The 15,051-nt window shown below is 63.4% G+C and carries 16 protein-coding genes; 9 read left to right on the top strand and 7 right to left on the bottom strand.

Annotation, left to right across the window (positions count from 1 at the left end; genetic code table 11):
* Positions 1–285 carry a nuclear transport factor 2 family protein gene (locus Q0562_RS05510; RefSeq protein ID WP_298642169.1) on the bottom strand — a complete coding sequence of 95 codons (285 nt, stop codon included), beginning with the start codon at positions 283–285 and terminating at the stop codon, positions 1–3.
* Positions 282–434: a hypothetical protein gene (locus Q0562_RS05505; protein ID WP_298642166.1), complete on the bottom strand. Its 153-nt coding sequence runs from the start codon at positions 432–434 to the stop codon at positions 282–284. The genes Q0562_RS05510 and Q0562_RS05505 overlap by 4 nt, the downstream gene beginning before the upstream one ends.
* 286 nt (positions 435–720) lie before the next feature.
* Between Q0562_RS05505 and Q0562_RS05500 the strand changes: the two genes are divergently transcribed.
* The 6 genes from Q0562_RS05500 to Q0562_RS05475 all read left to right on the top strand — a co-directional run bounded on the left by Q0562_RS05500 (position 721) and on the right by Q0562_RS05475 (position 8,496).
* Entirely contained in the window at positions 721–1,422 is a 702-nt protein-coding gene (locus Q0562_RS05500) for a DUF6796 family protein (protein ID WP_298642163.1), read from the top strand.
* Between the two features lie 56 nt (positions 1,423–1,478).
* Positions 1,479–1,904 carry a TIGR01244 family sulfur transferase gene (locus Q0562_RS05495; protein WP_298642160.1) on the top strand — a complete coding sequence of 142 codons (426 nt, stop codon included), beginning with the start codon at positions 1,479–1,481 and terminating at the stop codon, positions 1,902–1,904.
* A 24-nt stretch (positions 1,905–1,928) separates the two neighbouring features.
* Positions 1,929–2,864, top strand: coding sequence for a riboflavin biosynthesis protein RibF (gene ribF / locus Q0562_RS05490; protein ID WP_298642157.1), 936 nt, complete (start codon positions 1,929–1,931; stop codon positions 2,862–2,864).
* The gene (gene ileS, locus Q0562_RS05485; protein WP_298642154.1) at positions 2,857–5,631 is read left to right on the top strand and encodes an isoleucine--tRNA ligase; all 2,775 of its coding nucleotides are present in this window, start codon (positions 2,857–2,859) and stop codon (positions 5,629–5,631) included. The genes ribF and ileS overlap by 8 nt, the downstream gene beginning before the upstream one ends.
* Before the next feature lie 199 nt (positions 5,632–5,830).
* Complete coding sequence (locus tag Q0562_RS05480; RefSeq protein WP_298642151.1) at positions 5,831–6,871, top strand: hypothetical protein; 1,041 nt, start codon at positions 5,831–5,833, stop codon at positions 6,869–6,871.
* Positions 6,868–8,496: an ATP-binding protein gene (locus Q0562_RS05475; protein ID WP_298642148.1), complete on the top strand. Its 1,629-nt coding sequence runs from the start codon at positions 6,868–6,870 to the stop codon at positions 8,494–8,496. Before Q0562_RS05480 ends, Q0562_RS05475 begins: the two co-directional genes overlap by 4 nt.
* 520 nt (positions 8,497–9,016) lie before the next feature.
* Here the strand turns inward: Q0562_RS05475 and purM are convergent.
* Positions 9,017–10,012, bottom strand: a complete 996-nt coding sequence (gene purM / locus Q0562_RS05470) for a phosphoribosylformylglycinamidine cyclo-ligase (protein ID WP_298642146.1) — start codon at positions 10,010–10,012, stop codon at positions 9,017–9,019.
* A 107-nt stretch (positions 10,013–10,119) separates the two neighbouring features.
* Complete coding sequence (gene purC / locus Q0562_RS05465; RefSeq protein ID WP_298642144.1) at positions 10,120–10,848, bottom strand: phosphoribosylaminoimidazolesuccinocarboxamide synthase; 729 nt, start codon at positions 10,846–10,848, stop codon at positions 10,120–10,122.
* Positions 10,849–10,950: 102 nt separating this feature from the next.
* On the opposite strand from purC, the gene Q0562_RS05460 reads away from it, so the two are divergent.
* The 3 genes from Q0562_RS05460 to rnhB are packed head-to-tail and all read left to right on the top strand — an operon-like array spanning position 10,951 to position 11,935.
* Positions 10,951–11,139 (top strand): 2-hydroxymuconate tautomerase, encoded by a 189-nt coding sequence (locus tag Q0562_RS05460; RefSeq protein ID WP_298642142.1) that lies wholly within the window; start codon positions 10,951–10,953, stop codon positions 11,137–11,139.
* Positions 11,140–11,147: 8 nt separating this feature from the next.
* A complete protein-coding gene (locus Q0562_RS05455) occupies positions 11,148–11,348 on the top strand; it encodes a SlyX family protein (RefSeq protein WP_366144714.1) in 201 nt (66 codons plus the stop codon).
* Positions 11,348–11,935, top strand: coding sequence for a ribonuclease HII (gene rnhB / locus Q0562_RS05450; protein ID WP_298642136.1), 588 nt, complete (start codon positions 11,348–11,350; stop codon positions 11,933–11,935). Before Q0562_RS05455 ends, rnhB begins: the two co-directional genes overlap by 1 nt.
* On the opposite strand, the gene mgtE is transcribed toward rnhB, so the two are convergent.
* From mgtE to Q0562_RS05435, 3 genes are read right to left on the bottom strand one after another with little or no spacing between them, the layout of a single operon-like run.
* Positions 11,921–13,351, bottom strand: a complete 1,431-nt coding sequence (mgtE, locus tag Q0562_RS05445; protein WP_298642133.1) for a magnesium transporter — start codon at positions 13,349–13,351, stop codon at positions 11,921–11,923. The two genes, rnhB and mgtE, sit on opposite strands and share 15 nt — an antisense overlap.
* Before the next feature lie 47 nt (positions 13,352–13,398).
* Complete coding sequence (locus Q0562_RS05440) at positions 13,399–14,757, bottom strand: patatin-like phospholipase family protein (protein ID WP_298642131.1); 1,359 nt, start codon at positions 14,755–14,757, stop codon at positions 13,399–13,401.
* Positions 14,758–14,759: 2 nt separating this feature from the next.
* Positions 14,760–15,038 (bottom strand): hypothetical protein, encoded by a 279-nt coding sequence (locus Q0562_RS05435; protein WP_298642129.1) that lies wholly within the window; start codon positions 15,036–15,038, stop codon positions 14,760–14,762.
* Positions 15,039–15,051 lie beyond the last annotated feature (13 nt).

The following is a 15,051-nucleotide window of genomic DNA, read 5'->3' as shown; positions in this document are numbered from 1 at the left end:
TCATTGTTGCGGGCGGCTGTCGCTGATCATGAAGTTGGCGATGCGGCGTTTGATGAGCCAGTGGCCGTTTTCTTTGATGTAGCTGTCGTTGTAGCGGACGTAGTGGTTGTGGATAAGCGTCTGCCCGTCTTTTTCTTCGGTGAGGACGACATGGCAGTAGTTGATGGCGTCCGCGCTGGTGTCATCGAGACGGGTGACGGTGAACTGGCCGTTCAGGTGATAGACGCTTTTGAAGTTGGCGAGGAAGTCGGTGAAGACCCGGACGATTTCCGCGCGGCTGGTCATGTCGGCAAAAGGGTGCCGCCGATGTAGGTGGTTACATGGGCATCAGCGGTGAAGAGCGGCCCTTGTTCGGCCACTTTCTTTTCGTCGGCGAGGTTGGAGAAGGTGTCAACCAGTGCTTTCAGCGCCTGTTTTTCCAGTAGTTCGTTCATAAATATTCCTTGGTTACGCGGCGCGGGATTGCGCCGACATGGTGCATTGTAGGGCGGCATCGGCAGTGGATAAACGGGGCGGCGGCGTTAAGGCCTATGAACGGCATTCATGAATGGGCAAGCGCCGCCACCGCCTTTTCCCCATCACTTGCGCCCATCATTCGACGGCCTCCGGGCGGCGCGCTATCATCCTGCCTCCTCTGCGCCATCAGGGAAATCCCATGCAATATCTGCTTCATCATCAAGCGGCTGTGCCGCTCTTGGAGAGACCCATGATACCCGCTCTTTGCTTCTCTGCGGCGTTTTTGCCGCCTGCTGCTGGGCGCTTGCCGATATGCTGCTGGTCGGATTTGTGCCGCAGGCGGCGGATTATCCGCTGCTTGCCGCGCTGGATGACGCGATGCCGGGCGATGCCGATCTCGCGGCGCTGATGCTCGGCGCTTCGCCGCAGCGCTTGCTGTGGGGCGTGTTGCCCGCCACGTTCAGCGTCATTTTCTATTTCGCCGCCGCCTGCGGGGTGTACCGCTTGCTGCGTCCGTCCCGCTGCGCCCGCATTTGCTTTGCCCTGCTCGCCTGCGGCGTCGCCCTGTCGCCGCTCGGTCATGCGGGGTTTTATTTTCTTGGCCGCAGTGCGCAGGCGCTTGTCGCCGATCCGTCCGCCGACAAAAGCCTCTTCATCGCGCTGTATGGCGATTTTTACCGCGTCCTGGTTATTCATTGGGCGGGTTTCGTCGGCCTCAGCGCGCTCGGCTATCTGCTGCTGCTTTTCGCCGTCGCCGCCGGACAAAGCGCCCTGCCGCGCACGTCGGCCTGTCTCACCCCCGTGCCGGTCGACATCCTGATCGCCGCCACTTGTCGCCTTTTCCCGTCCTCCACCGCTGCAGCAATGATCGGCGGCGCGACGTTCAATCTCGCCCAGCTGGTTTTTTATCTGGCGGCGCTGGCCTGTCTGTGCGACGGTCACAGATGCGGCAGGCCGTCCGCCTGACAGCCGCCGGGCAAGGCGTTATCATCCCGCTTCCTTCACGTTATCCGGAAAATCCCATGCAACATCTGCTTCATAATCTTTACGTCAGCGGGCAAATCCAGCCCGACGAGTTGCCCCTCCTGCGCGCCCGTGGCATCACGCAAATCATCTGCCACCGTCCCGATGGCGAAGGCGCGACGCAGCCCGCGTTTGCCGCCATCGCCGCCGCTGCCGCCGCCGAGGGCATTCACACGCTGCATCTGCCGGTGAAGGGCGGGCTGTTCCCGCCGGAGGTGATTGCGGCGACGCATGAAGCGCTCGCAAGCGGTGAACCGACGCTGATGTTCTGCAAGAGCGGGATGCGCAGCACGCTCGCCTGGGCGCTGGGCGCGGCGGCGGCAGGAACACCGGTCGATGAACTCGTCGCCCGTGCCGCCGCTTGCGGTTATGACCTGGAACCGCACCGCGCGCTGCTGGTCGCGGCGGCGGGCGAGTCTTTATAATGCCGCCTTTTTGCGCGAGGCCCCATGCTTATTCACCGTTGGCAGCGTCATCCGGCGTTGCCGCATCCGGTCGCCCTTGCCATCGGTAATTTTGATGGCGTCCACCGTGGTCATCAGGCCATTTTGCATACGCTCGCAGCGGAAGCGGCGGCGGATAATCTCACCACCGCCCTGCTCAGTTTTTTTCCGCATCCGAAGTCGCTGGTCAGCGGTGAGCCGCCCGCCCTGCTCACGCCGCTGCGTGACCGCGCCTATTGGCTGGCGCAGTGCAGTTTGCAGCACTGGCTGCTGCTGTCGTTTACACACGCCCTGATGCGCAAGGAACCGGAAGACTTTATCCGCGAGTATTTGCTGCCGCTGCGGCTGCGTTTTTTGCTGGTGGGCGACGATTTCCGCTTCGGCTTTCGCGGGCGCGGCGATGTCGCGCTGCTCTCGCGCTTTGCGGCGCAGGCGGGATTTCGTGTGCAGACGTTGCCGACGGTGCTGGCGGACGGCGCGCGCGTGTCCAGTTCGCGCATCCGCGCCGCGCTCGCCGCGCACGACATCGCTCACGCCCGCGACCTGCTGGGGCATGATTTGACCTTCACCGGCAAGGTGCGCCACGGCGCGGGGCGCGGTCATGCGCTCAGCACGCCGACCGCCAATCTGCATCTGCCCGCCAACTGGTGCCTGCCGGACGGGGTCTATGTGGTGCAGGTCGCCGTCGCGCCGGATGACGCCTTGCACTGGGGCGTCGCCAATATCGGCACCACGCCGACCTTCGGCGGCTCCCGGCGCAAGCTGGAAGTGCATTTGCTCGACCGCAGCGCCGCGCTTTATGGCGCGACGTTGCGCGTGCACATCCGCCATTTTTTGCGCGACACCCGCCGCTTTGCCGACGCCGCCGCGCTGCAAGCGCAAATCCGCGCAGACATCGCCGCAACCCGATTTTTTATTCAACAGGAACAACAACATGGCTGACTATAAAGACACTCTGAATTTGCCCACCACCGATTTCCCAATGCGCGGCAATCTGCCGCAACGCGAGCCGGAAATCCTCGCTTTCTGGCAGGAGAATGATATTTACGGCAAACAGCGCGCAGCGTTTGCGGGCAGCCCGAAATTCATCCTGCACGACGGCCCGCCTTACGCCAACGGCACCATCCACGTCGGCCATGCCCTCAACAAAATCCTGAAAGACATCATCACCAAATCGCGCCACCTGCTCGGTTTCGACAGCCCCTATGTCCCCGGCTGGGACTGCCACGGCCTGCCGATCGAGCAGAAGGTGGAGCAGAAAATCGGCAAGCCGGGCGCGAAAGTGAGCGCCACCGAATTCCGCGCCGCCTGCCGCAGCTATGCCGCAAGTCAGGTCGAGTTGCAAAAGGCCGATTTCATCCGCCTCGGCGTCTTCGGCGATTGGGCGCAACCCTATCTCACCATGCAGCCGCAGACGGAAGCGGGCATCGTCCGCGCCCTGCGCGACATCGTCGCCAACGGCCATGTGGTGCGCGGTTTCAAGCCGGTCAACTGGTGCCTGGACTGCCGCTCCTCGCTGGCCGAAGCAGAAGTTGAATACGAAGATAAAACCTCGGAATCCATCGACGTACGCTTTGCCGTGCGCGACACCGCCGAGCTGGCCCGTCGCATGAATCTCGCCACTGCGCCTGATGCCGTAGATGTCATCATCTGGACCACCACACCGTGGACCCTGCCCGCGAACCTTGCCGTCGCCCTGCACCCCGAACTCGAATACGCCCTCATCCACGACGGCAGCCGCTACTTCATCATCGCCCAAGACCTCATCGACAGCGTGCGCGAGCGCTGGGGCGTGGAAACCCCTTGGCAAACGATCGCCACCGCCAGTGGTAAAGCGCTGGATCGCCTCGTCCTCGCCCACCCCTTTATCGAGCGCGACAGTTTGCTCATCAACGGCGAACACGTCACCCTCGATGCCGGTACAGGCTGCGTCCACAGCGCCCCTGCGCACGGTGTCGAAGACTTTGAAGTGTGCCGCCACTACGGTATCGGTGTGGATGTGAACCCCGTCCTGGCCGATGGCCGCTTTGCCGACGATACCCCCTATTTCGCCGGCGAAAACGTCTTCAAGGCCAACCCCAAAGTCGTCGAACTCCTCAAAGAAAAAGACCGCCTCGTCCACTACGCCCCCATCCGCCACAGCTACCCGCACTGCTGGCGGCACCACAGCCCGACCATTTATCGTGCCACCGCGCAATGGTTCATCAGCATGGACAAAAACGGCCTGCGCCAAACCGCGCTGGATGGCCTGCAAAACGTCCGCTTCACCCCCGAATGGGGGCGCAGCCGCCTGACCAACATGATTGCCACCCGCCCGGACTGGGGCATCACCCGCCAGCGCTACTGGGGCGTGCCGCTGTGCTTCGTGCAGCACAAAGACAGCGGCGAACTGCATCCGGATATCCTCGCCATCATGGACAAAGCCGCCGCCGTCATCGAAAAAGACGGCATCGAAGCGTGGTTCACCCTCAAACTCGAAGACCTCATCCCCGCCGCCGATTGCGATAAATACGAAAAACTCAACGATGTGCTGGACGTCTGGTTCGACTCCGGCAGCACCCACTACGCCGTGCTGCGCCAGCGCCCCGACATCGGCTACCCCGCCGACCTCTACCTCGAAGGCTCGGACCAGCACCGGGGCTGGTTCCACTCCTCGCTGCTCACCGGCTGCGCCATCGACGGCAAACCGCCCTATCGCGGCCTCCTGACGCACGGCTTCACCGTGGACGAAAGCGGGCGGAAAATGAGCAAATCGCTGGGCAACGTCGTCGAGCCGCAAAAAGTCATCAACAGCCTCGGCGCGGACATCCTGCGCCTCTGGGTATCGTCTGCCGATTACAGCGCCGAAGTCAGCCTCTCCGACAACATCCTCAAACAGCGCGCCGACGCCTACCGCCGCATCCGCAACACCTGCCGCTTCCTGCTCGCCAACCTGCACGACTTCGACCCCGCGCGCCACGCCGTGCCGCTTGACCAACTGCTGGCGCTGGACCGCTACGCCCTCGCCCGCGCCAACGAACTGCAACGCAGCATCCTCACCGCCTACGAGAACTACGAGTTCCACCTCATCTACCAGCAGCTCTTCAACTTCTGCGCGGTGGACATGGGCGGTTTCTACCTCGACATCATCAAAGACCGCCAATACACCGTCGCTACCGACAACATCGCCCGCCGCAGCGCGCAAACCGCCATCTGGCACATCCTCGAAGCGATGGTGCGCTGGCTCGCGCCCATCCTCAGCTACACCGCCGAAGAAATCTGGCGGCACATGCCGGGCGAACGCGCCGAATCCGTCTTCCTCACCCGCTTCTACGACGACCTCGCCGACTACGACCCGCAATACGACGCCGCCTTCTGGGCGGAAATCATCCGCGTGCGCGAAGAAGTCAACGCCGCGCTGGAAACCGCGCGCAAAAACGGCGACATTGGCGGCTCGCTCGAAGCCGCCCTCACCATCACCGCACCGGCGGCGACCCTTGCCACTTTGCAGCGCCTCAAAGACGAACTGCGCTACGTGTACATCGTCTCCCACGTCGAACTGCGCGCCGGCGACACCCTCGCGATAGACGTGCAAAAAGCCGCAGGCGAGAAATGCGAACGCTGCTGGCACATCCTGCCGACCGTCAACCGGGACGCCGCCTACCCCGGCCTCTGCCCGCGCTGCATCGACAACATCGCCCACGGCGGCGAACACCGCAAATACGTCTGACTGCAAGACCTTTGCCCACGACAACATTTCGCCAGGCGGCGCAAACACCGGCGCCGCCGGGCGTCCATGCGGGAAGTTTTTATCGTGTGCGAAGCTGCAACACAAAAACCCACTATCGCAGGGCGGGCTTCAAGCCCGCCCTGCCTTTAAAATCCCGCCGGGCGGGACACGCCGCCCTCCCCACACCACGAGCACAACCATGACCGACATCAGCCAACTGCGCGAGAAACTCGCCGCCCTCGACAACAACGGACAACGCCAGCAAACCGCCATCGCCGCCTTCGATGCCGCCGAAAAAGCGGGCGACAACGACACCTGCGCCGCCATCGCCGGACACATCATCGGCGCAGACACCCTCGACGAACGCTTCAGCCCCGGCCTGCAAATGTACCTCCTGCAATGGCTGAGCGATTACCACAGCGAGCGCTTCGTCGCCTGCTACAACGACGCAAACGCCGGCGAAGACGACAAAAACGCCGCCTGGCAGCCGCTCATGCTCAACCTCTGGCAGCACAAATGGATCATCGCCAAACTCGCGCAAGACCTCGACATCCCCAAAGAACGCCTGACGCTTGCCGGCGAAGTTATGCGCGAGCGCTACGACTGGGCGGGACTCAGCCAGTCCGCCGTGCACAAAAGCCTCATGCTCATGTGCATGGACATGGGCGATGTCGAAGGTGCCAAAACCCACTACACCGCCTGGCAGCAAACCGAAGCCGATTCCAGCGCCGACTGCGACGCCTGCGAACAAACCGAACTCGTCAATTACCACCACTTCACCGGCCAGTACCACAAAGCCGTCGAACTCGCCGCCCCCATCCTCAGCGGCGCACTCACCTGCGCCGAAGTCCCGCACATCACCTACTACCCCGCCATCAGCAGCATGATCCACACCGGCGACTGGACACGCGCCGCCGCCACCCTCGATGGCGCCGTCAAACGCATCGCAGCAGCGGGCGACGAACACATCCACCTCATGCCGCGCCTCATCCAGCTCGAAAACCGCCTCGGCGCACACGACCGCGCCAAAGAACTGCTCGAAACCCACAACGACGCCATCTACGCGCGTTGCGCCAACAACAGCTTCACCTACCTGCAATACCTCACCGCCGCCGCGCCCTACTACCCGGACGCCGCCGGACACGCGCGCACCCTTGCCGAACAATACGACACCCGCAACGGCAACCACTATTTCCGTAACCAGATAGCGTCGCTGCTCACCCCGCCCACCCTGCAATGACCATCTTCGTCCGCCTCTTCCTCGTCTATGGGCTGGTGCTGACCCTGGGCGGGGCGCTGCTCATGCGCGACGTGCAACAACAATTGCGCCCCGGCATGCGGCAAGTGCTGGAAGACACCCTTGCCGACAACGCGCAAATCCTCGCCGCCGCCCTCGCCCCCGCCCTCAAAGACGGCAGCATCCGCGACCCCGCCCGGCAGGCCGCCCTGCGCGCCGACCTTGCCCGCCCACGCGACATCCACATCTACCAAAACCACAAAACCGCGAACCACCAGCAACTCATCATCACGGATGCCAAAGGCATCGTCCTCTACCACAGCGACCCGCTGGAAACCGGCAAAGATTACAGCCGCTGGAACGACATCCTGCGCACCCTGCGCGGCGAATACGGCGCGCGCAGCAGCCACGGCGCAGACGGCAGCACCATGTACGTCGCCGCCCCCATCCGCGACGAAGCAGGCCGCCTGCTCGGCGTCGTCAGCCTCGGCAAACCCAGTGCCGACATCCTGCCCTACCAGGCAGAAACCCAGCACAAACTGCGGCGCAGCGGCGCGCTCTACCTCGCCGCCAGCCTTGCCCTCATCGCCCTGCTCACCCTATGGATACGGCGCAGCATCAACCTCGTGCGCCGCTACGCCACCGCCCACGCCCCCATCCCGCCCGCGCCGCGCTTCCATCTCGCCTCCGAACTCAACCGCCTCACCGCCGCCATCGGCAACATGCGGCGCGAACTCGAAGACCGCGACTACGTCACCCGCTACATCGAAACCCTCACCCACGAACTGAAAAGCCCGCTCACTGCCATCACGACCAGCGCCGAACTCCTGCAAGACGACCTGCCCGCCGCCGACCGCGCCCGCTTCGCCGCCAACATCGCCCAACAAAGCAACCGCCTGCACGAACTCGTGCGCCGCCTGCTCGAACTCTCGCGTCTCGAAAAAGACCCGCTCCACAAACAGCCGCTCGACATCGCCGCCCTCTGGCACAAACTCCTGCGCGCCCAACACGCGCGCCTCGCCCAGAAACACCTCAGCTTCCGCGAAAACATTACAGTGGAGAAAGAACCTCCCCCGTGGCCGCTTCCCGCAAAAACGCAAGCGTTTTTGCGGGTACCCGGCGGGAGGGGTTGGAGTGGGGGCAGCGAAAAAACAGCGGCCCATTCCCCAACACACGACGCGGATGCCGTGGAAAAAAATATTTTCCCTGAGGAGAGCGAGCGGGGAAAAACACAGACCGCGACGACGAAAGAGGACAGCCAAAAAAACACCACCGACACAGCGCTAAAACCGCCGCTCACCCTGAACGCCGACCCCTTCTGGCTCGAACAAACCCTCGCCAACCTGCTGGATAACGCCATCCGCGCCGCCCCGGACGGCAGCACCCTCACCTTCACCGCCGCCCAAACGCGCAGCCACATCACCCTCAGCCTGCACAACCCGACCACCGCGCCCATCCCCGCTTACGCCCTGCCGCGCCTCTTCGAGCGCTACTACACCCTGAACCGCAAAGAAAACAGCGGCCTCGGCCTGACACTGGTCGCCGAAACCATGCAGCGCCACGGCGGCAGCGCCACCGCCGAAAACCACGCCGACGGCCTGCGCATCACCCTGACCTTCCCGCGCTGAACCACCTGCCCCGCCAAGCGGCATCAATGCTGACCTTGCCAAGCAGCATAAACACCGACCCCGCCAGGCGGCATAAACGGGAGTTTCGCGTCAGCGCAATCCCTTCCTCCACTTGTGCGGGGGAAGTTGCTTGAAATAAAGTCGCCAAGCGGCGTAAACACCGGGCTCGCGCAGGATGGGCTTCAGCCCATCAAGCAAGCACAGCCTGCTTTTTGCATTCTTGATAGCGGCGCGAAGAAGCACCGCCAAGCGGCGTAAACACCGGGGCACCGGGCGGAAAATCTCCCTTCCCCCGTCGCCTCGCGACACTTCATGGGTATCCCGCCTCCCGCTTGCGGAATGAGGGGTTATCCTCTGTTTTCTAAAAGATTTTTCTCGCTGAGAGATGGAGCAGATACCCATGTCCAAAGGGCAGGGGCTTTTTTGTTGCGCACGAAGGCAAGAAGAAGCGGGGCGGGCTTCGCGATGATTGATGCGGAATATGAAAACGGCGGACATTGCCCGCCTGTTTTCCGCTTATTTATCGCAATATCAGCGGCGTATCCCTATTTTGCATTTCCCCAATCACACGAGCCGCTTCGCCGTGCGTGTGCAGGGTGGTGATGATGGCGTCCGCTTCGTTTTTGGGCGCGATGAGGATGAAGCCGATGCCCATGTTGAAGGTGGCGTAGCTTTCTTCGCGCTGGACGTGTTGCAGGATGATGTCCGCCAGCGGCAGGGTGGGGAAGGTGGCGGTATCGACCACGGCGGTGAGGCCTTTACGGTAGGCGCGCGGCAGGTTTTCCGGCAGGCCGCCGCCGGTGATGTGGGCAAGGCCGTGCACACGGTGTTTACCGAGGACGTCGAGGACGGGTTTGACGTAGATTTTGGTCGGGGTGAGCAGATGTTCGCCGATGGTTTTGCCGTCGTGCGTGGTGCCGAGGTCGGTGAAGATTTTGCGCAGCAGCGAGTAGCCGTTGCTGTGGAAGCCGCTTGATGGCAGGCCGATGAGGACGTCGCCGGCTCCGACTTTGCTGCCGTCGATAAGGTCATCTTTTTCGACGACGCCGACGGCGAAGCCCGCGATGTCGTATTCCCCCGCCCGGTAGAAGCCGGGCATTTCGGCGGTTTCGCCGCCGATGAGCGCCGCACCCGCTTGTGCGCAGCCTGCTGCCACGCCTTTGACGATGTCGGCGGCAACGGCGGGTTCGAGTTTGCCGCAAGCGAGGTAGTCGAGGAAGTATTGCGGCGCGGCGCCGTGGCAGAGGATGTCGTTCACGCACATGGCGACGGCGTCGATGCCGATGGTGTCGTATTTTTCGAGGGCAAAGGCGATTTTGAGTTTGGTGCCGACGCCGTCGGTGCCGGAGACGAGGATGGGGTGTTGGTAGCCGCTTATGTCGTAAAAGGCGCCGAAGGCGCCGATTTGTCCGAGGACGCGGGCGTTGTGGGTTGCGCCTGCGTATTGTTTGATGCGTTCGACGGTGTCGTAGCCCGCTTCTTTGTCCACGCCCGCGCTTTTGTAGTCGAGGTTCATGTTGTTCTCCGGTTTGTTGGGTTAGCGGGCCTGGTTGTGTATGTTGCCCTCCTCCGTCGCAAAGCGACACCTCCCCCCGCAGGCGGGAGGAGGGTTTTGTCTGGTGTTTATTCTTCTTCCGCTTCTTCGCGTTCTTCAAGGCGGTCGAGGATGTCCTGGTAGGCTTCGAGCAGGCCGCCGAGGTCGCGGCGGAAGCGGTCTTTGTCGAGTTTTTCGTTGGTGTCGGCGTCCCAGAGGCGGCAGCTGTCCGGGCTGATTTCGTCAGCGAGGACGATGTCGCCGTCGGCAGTGCGGCCAAATTCGATCTTGAAGTCCACCAGCAGCACGTCGCATTCGTCGAAGATGTCGAAGAGGACGGCGTTGATCTGGTCGGTGAGTTCGTAGATGCGGTCGAGTTCGTCGTAGGTGGCGATGCCGAGGGCGACGGCGTGGTCGTCGTTAATCAGCGGGTCGCCGAGTGCGTCGTTTTTGTAGCAGATTTCAAAGATGGGGTATTCGGTCTCGGTGCCTTCTTCGAAGCCGAGGCGCGCCGCCATCGAGCCGGCGATGACGTTTCGGACGATGACTTCAAGCGGGATGATTTCGACTTTTTCGCAGAGCTGTTCGCGCTCGTTCAGGGTTTCGCGGTAGTGGGTGGGGATGCCCGCCTCGATCAGGGCGCGGAAGAGCAGGGTGGCGATGCGGTTGTTGAGGATGCCTTTGCCGTCGATGATTTCATGTTTGGCGCCGTTGCCTGCGGTGGCATCGTCGTTGTAGTGGATGATGACGAGTTCCGGATCATCTGTCGCATAGATGGCCTTGGATTTGCCGGTATAGAGCAGCGCTTTTTTTTCCATGTTACACCTCGGTTAGGATTGAAGGACGCGGGCATTATAGCGGCTTCGCGCCGCTTGGGACTATAATCCGGACCCGTCATTTCAACTGTTTGCGAGGTAGTTATGCCCATCGTCAATATCAAGATTGTGGAAGGCCGCAGTGTCGAACAGAAGCGCGCGCTGGCGAAGAATGTCACCCGCGCCGTGGCGGAAAGTATCGGCGTGCCGGAAAGCGCCATCTGGATCAGCATCGAGGACTTGCGGCCGGAAAATCTCGCCCAGGGCGGCGAGCTGCGCCTGGACCGCAAGTGACGGACGAAATGGAGGCGCGCCTGGAACGCCTGGAATCGCGTCTCGCCTATCAGGAGGATTTGCTGGCGGAGCTGAATGCGGGTGTGGCCGCCCTGCGCGAGCTGCTGGATTTGCAGCAGGGGCAGTTGCGCCTGCTGTGGCAACAGTTGCAAGAGCGCGATGTGCGCGAACCACGCAATCCGGCGGACGAGATTCCGCCGCATTTTTGATGCTGGCGCTGACTGCCGGGGTGGACGAGGCCGGGCGCGGCGCGCTAGTCGGCAATGTCGTTGCCGCCGCAGTGATACTGCCCGCGCGGTTCGCTTTGCCCGGCCTGACTGACAGCAAGAAACTGCGCGCGCGACAGCGCGAGGTGCTGTTTGACGGCATCACGGCACAGGCATTGGCGTGGTGCGCCGCTGTTGCCTCGCCCGCCGAGATTGACGCGCTGAATATCCATCATGCGACGCTGCTCGCCATGCGGCGCGCGGTCGAGGGACTCGCGACCGCGCCGCAGCAGGTGCTGGTGGACGGCAAGTTCACGCCCACTCTCGCCATGCCGGCGCGGGCGATTGTCGGCGGGGATGCGAGCGAGGCCTGCATCGCCGCCGCTTCCATCATCGCCAAAGTTACGCGGGACCGGCAGATGGCGGAGCTGGACGCACGCTTTCCCGGCTACGGTTTCGCCGCGCACAAGGGCTACGGCACGAAGGCGCATCTCGCCGCGCTCGTCCGCCTCGGTGCAACGCCGGAACACCGCCGCAGTTATGCGCCGGTCAGGGCGGTGCTGGCGGGCGATTTGTTACAGCAGGAATAGTGTGGCGAGGCCGAGGAAGATGAAGAAGCCGCCGGAGTCGGTCACGGCGGTAATCATCACCGAGCTGCCGAGTGCCGGGTCGCGCCCCATTTTTTCCATGATGACCGGGATGAGGACGCCGACGGTCGCTGCCAGCAGCAGGTTCAGCGTCATCGCCGCCACCATGACGAAGCCGATGCCGATGCTGCCGTAAAGCAGCCAGGAGACGAGGCCCATCACGCTGCCCCAGAGGACGCCGTTGACCAGCGCCACGCCGATTTCTTTGCGCAGCAGCCTGCCCGCCTGGGCGGTGGAAAGCTGCCCCATCGCCAGCGCGCGCACGATCATGGTGATGGTCTGGTTGCCGGAGTTGCCGCCGATGCCGGCGACAATCGGCATCAGCGTGGCGAGGGCGACGATTTTTTCGATGGAGCCTTCAAAGAGGCCGATGACGCGGCTGGCGACGAAGGCGGTGCAGAGGTTGATGGCGAGCCACACCCAGCGGTTTTTCACGGAGTCGAGCACCGGCGCGAAGAGGTCTTCTTCTTCCTGCATGCCCGCCATATTGAGCATGTCGGCGTCGGATTCTTCGCGGATGACGTCGACGATTTCGTCGATGGTGATACGGCCGATGAGTTTGCGTGCGCCGTCCACCACCGGGGCGGTAACGAGGTCGTAGCGCTCGAAGGCTTGCGCGGCGTCTTCGACGTCGTCTTCGGGGTGAAAGAGGACGACGTCTTTAATCATGATGTCTTCGATGCGTTTGTCGGGGTCGGAGACGAGCAGTTTGCGCAGGAGCAGCACGCCGCGCAGCACGTCGTCGTCGTCGGTGACGAAGATTTTGTCGGTGTGATCGGGCAGGCGGTCGAAGCGGCGCAGGTAGCGCAAGACGACTTCGCAGGTGACGTCGGCGCGGATGTTGATCATTTCAAAGTCCATGATGGCGCCGACCTGGTGGTCGGCGTAGGACATCGCCGCCTGCACTTGCGCGCGTTCTGCGGCGTCGCGCGTGCTCAGTGCTTCGTGCACGACTTCGCGCGGCAGGTCGTCGGCGAGTTCCGCCAGTTCGTCGGCGTCCAGATCATCCACCGCCGCCAGCATTTCGTCCTGATCCATCATGCCGATGAGGCTTTCGCGCACGGCGTCGGAGACTTCGAGCAGCACTTCGCCGTCTTCTTCCGGCACGGCAAGGTGCCAAACCAGCATCCGTTCTTCCTGCGGCAGGGATTCGAGGATGTCGGCGACATCCGCCGGGTGCAGTTCGACGAGATTGGTGTTGAGTTCGGTGAGCGCCGCCTGTTGCGCGGGGTCGTCCAGATGTGTCGCCCCGGCCATGATGGCGGCAGCAGCGGGCATCAGGGTCTCGACGAGCTGGTGGATGCGTTCGATGTCGGCTGAGGGGCGTTCGCGGGTTTCGGTGTTGTGTTCTTCAGTCATGGCGGTTCCTCGCGGGCTGCGCAAAAGGGGCGCAGATTGTACCTGTTTTATAAGGCGGGGCGGCGGTAGAGGTGCAGCGGGTCGGCGGGCAGGGCAGGGCGGTTGCCTTTCAGCCCTGGCAGGCGGCGGTAGGTGTCGTTCTGTTCGAGGAGGATTTTCGCGCTCTGCCGCAGGGCGCGGATGTCCGCTTCCGGCAGGTAGAAGGTGGTACCGATGTTGAGCACCTGCTGTTTCAGCGCGCCGTCGGGCAGGTCGTCCAGGTTGAGGTCGATGAAGTGCAGGGCGACGTGGCGGTTGTTGCCGCGCGCGTTCCATTCGTCCACGAAGCGGCGGAAGTTGCGGATGCTTTCCTGGGTGTTGCCGTCGATGGGGACGTTGATGATGGCGCCCGCCACGTCCACCAGGCCGGGGATGGCGGGGCTTTGGTCGATGCTGCTGTCGAGGCGGTTTTGCGCGTTGACGCTGATGACGACGATGTCGCGCACCTTGCCGCCGGTGATGTGGCGGTAGATGTTGTCGCCGCCGTAGATGTCGGCGAAATCGAGCAGGCTGCGCAGGCCGAGGTTGTCGGTCAGGCCGCCGTCGAGCAGGTGGATGTAGGGGCGGGCGGCGCTGTCCTGATAGGGGGCGGTGAAGCGTTGCACCGTTTGTCCGCCCGTGGCGCGCGGCGGCGGTTGATAGCGGCAGCGGCCGCCGTGGTTGTTCAGGGTCAGCGGCGCGAAAACCAGCGGCACGGCGCTGGACGCGGCGACGGCGCGGGCAATCGGCAGGCGGCTCAAGTCGAGACACAGCGCGTCGAAAAATTCCTGCGTGAATTCAATACGCTGGCCGATGCTCATGTCGGTGGCGCTGATGACGGCGAACGGCCCTTTGCGCCCGTCATCGAGCGCGGCGAAGGTCGCGCCGTGGTAGAGCAGGCGGTCGAGTTCTTCGGCGAGCAGGTCGCCGCGCCCGAATTCCGGGGCGGTGAGGCGCGGCAGGTTGGCGAGCGAGAAGAGCTGGCGCAGCACCGCGCTTTGCAAATTCTGGCGCAGGAAGGCGCGCTCGAATTGCGGCACGGTGTCCGTGCCGTGCAGGGCGAGGTAGGTGGCGAGGATGGAACCGCCGGAGACGCCGTGCACGAGGTCGATTTTCGCCAGCAGCGGCTCGGTTTTGCCGTAACCGGTAACGGGCGTCGCCGCCAGCGTTTCCAGCACGCCGTAGCCGAAGGCCGCCGCGCGGCTGCCGCCGCCGGAGAAGAGGAGGACGAGCAGCAGGCCGTCGTCGTTGTGTTCGGTATCCAGCGCCGCTTCCAGGCGGTAGCCGCGACTGCGGTCCACATGATCAAGGGTGGCAAGCGGCTGATACTCGATGAGCGAACAGGCGGCGAGCAGGAGCGGCAGCAGGAGGACGGTGAAGCGGCGCATGGTCAGGCGGTGAGGTGGGCGAAGAAGCGGGTGGCAACCGGCACGCTGATGACGATTTCGACGACGAGGAAGACGGCGAAGGCGGTGTAGCCGGTGCGCGGCGGCTGACGGCGGGTCATGATGCCGATGACGACCAGGGCGAGGAAGGCGATGGCGGCGAGCACGGCGAGATAGCAGATGATGACGATGCCGGCGAGAACATAGCGGGCGGCGGGGTTGTGCGCACTTTCCGCCATAATCCGGCCGGCGAGCAGGAGGAGGATGTTGTCGATGGCAAGCATGGGGACTCCGGGG

Source organism: uncultured Cardiobacterium sp., assembly GCF_938028825.1.
GTDB lineage: Bacteria > Pseudomonadota > Gammaproteobacteria > Cardiobacteriales > Cardiobacteriaceae > Cardiobacterium.
The sequence above is the reverse complement of the archived record's forward strand: the minus strand, read 5'-3'. Positions and strand labels throughout refer to the sequence as shown.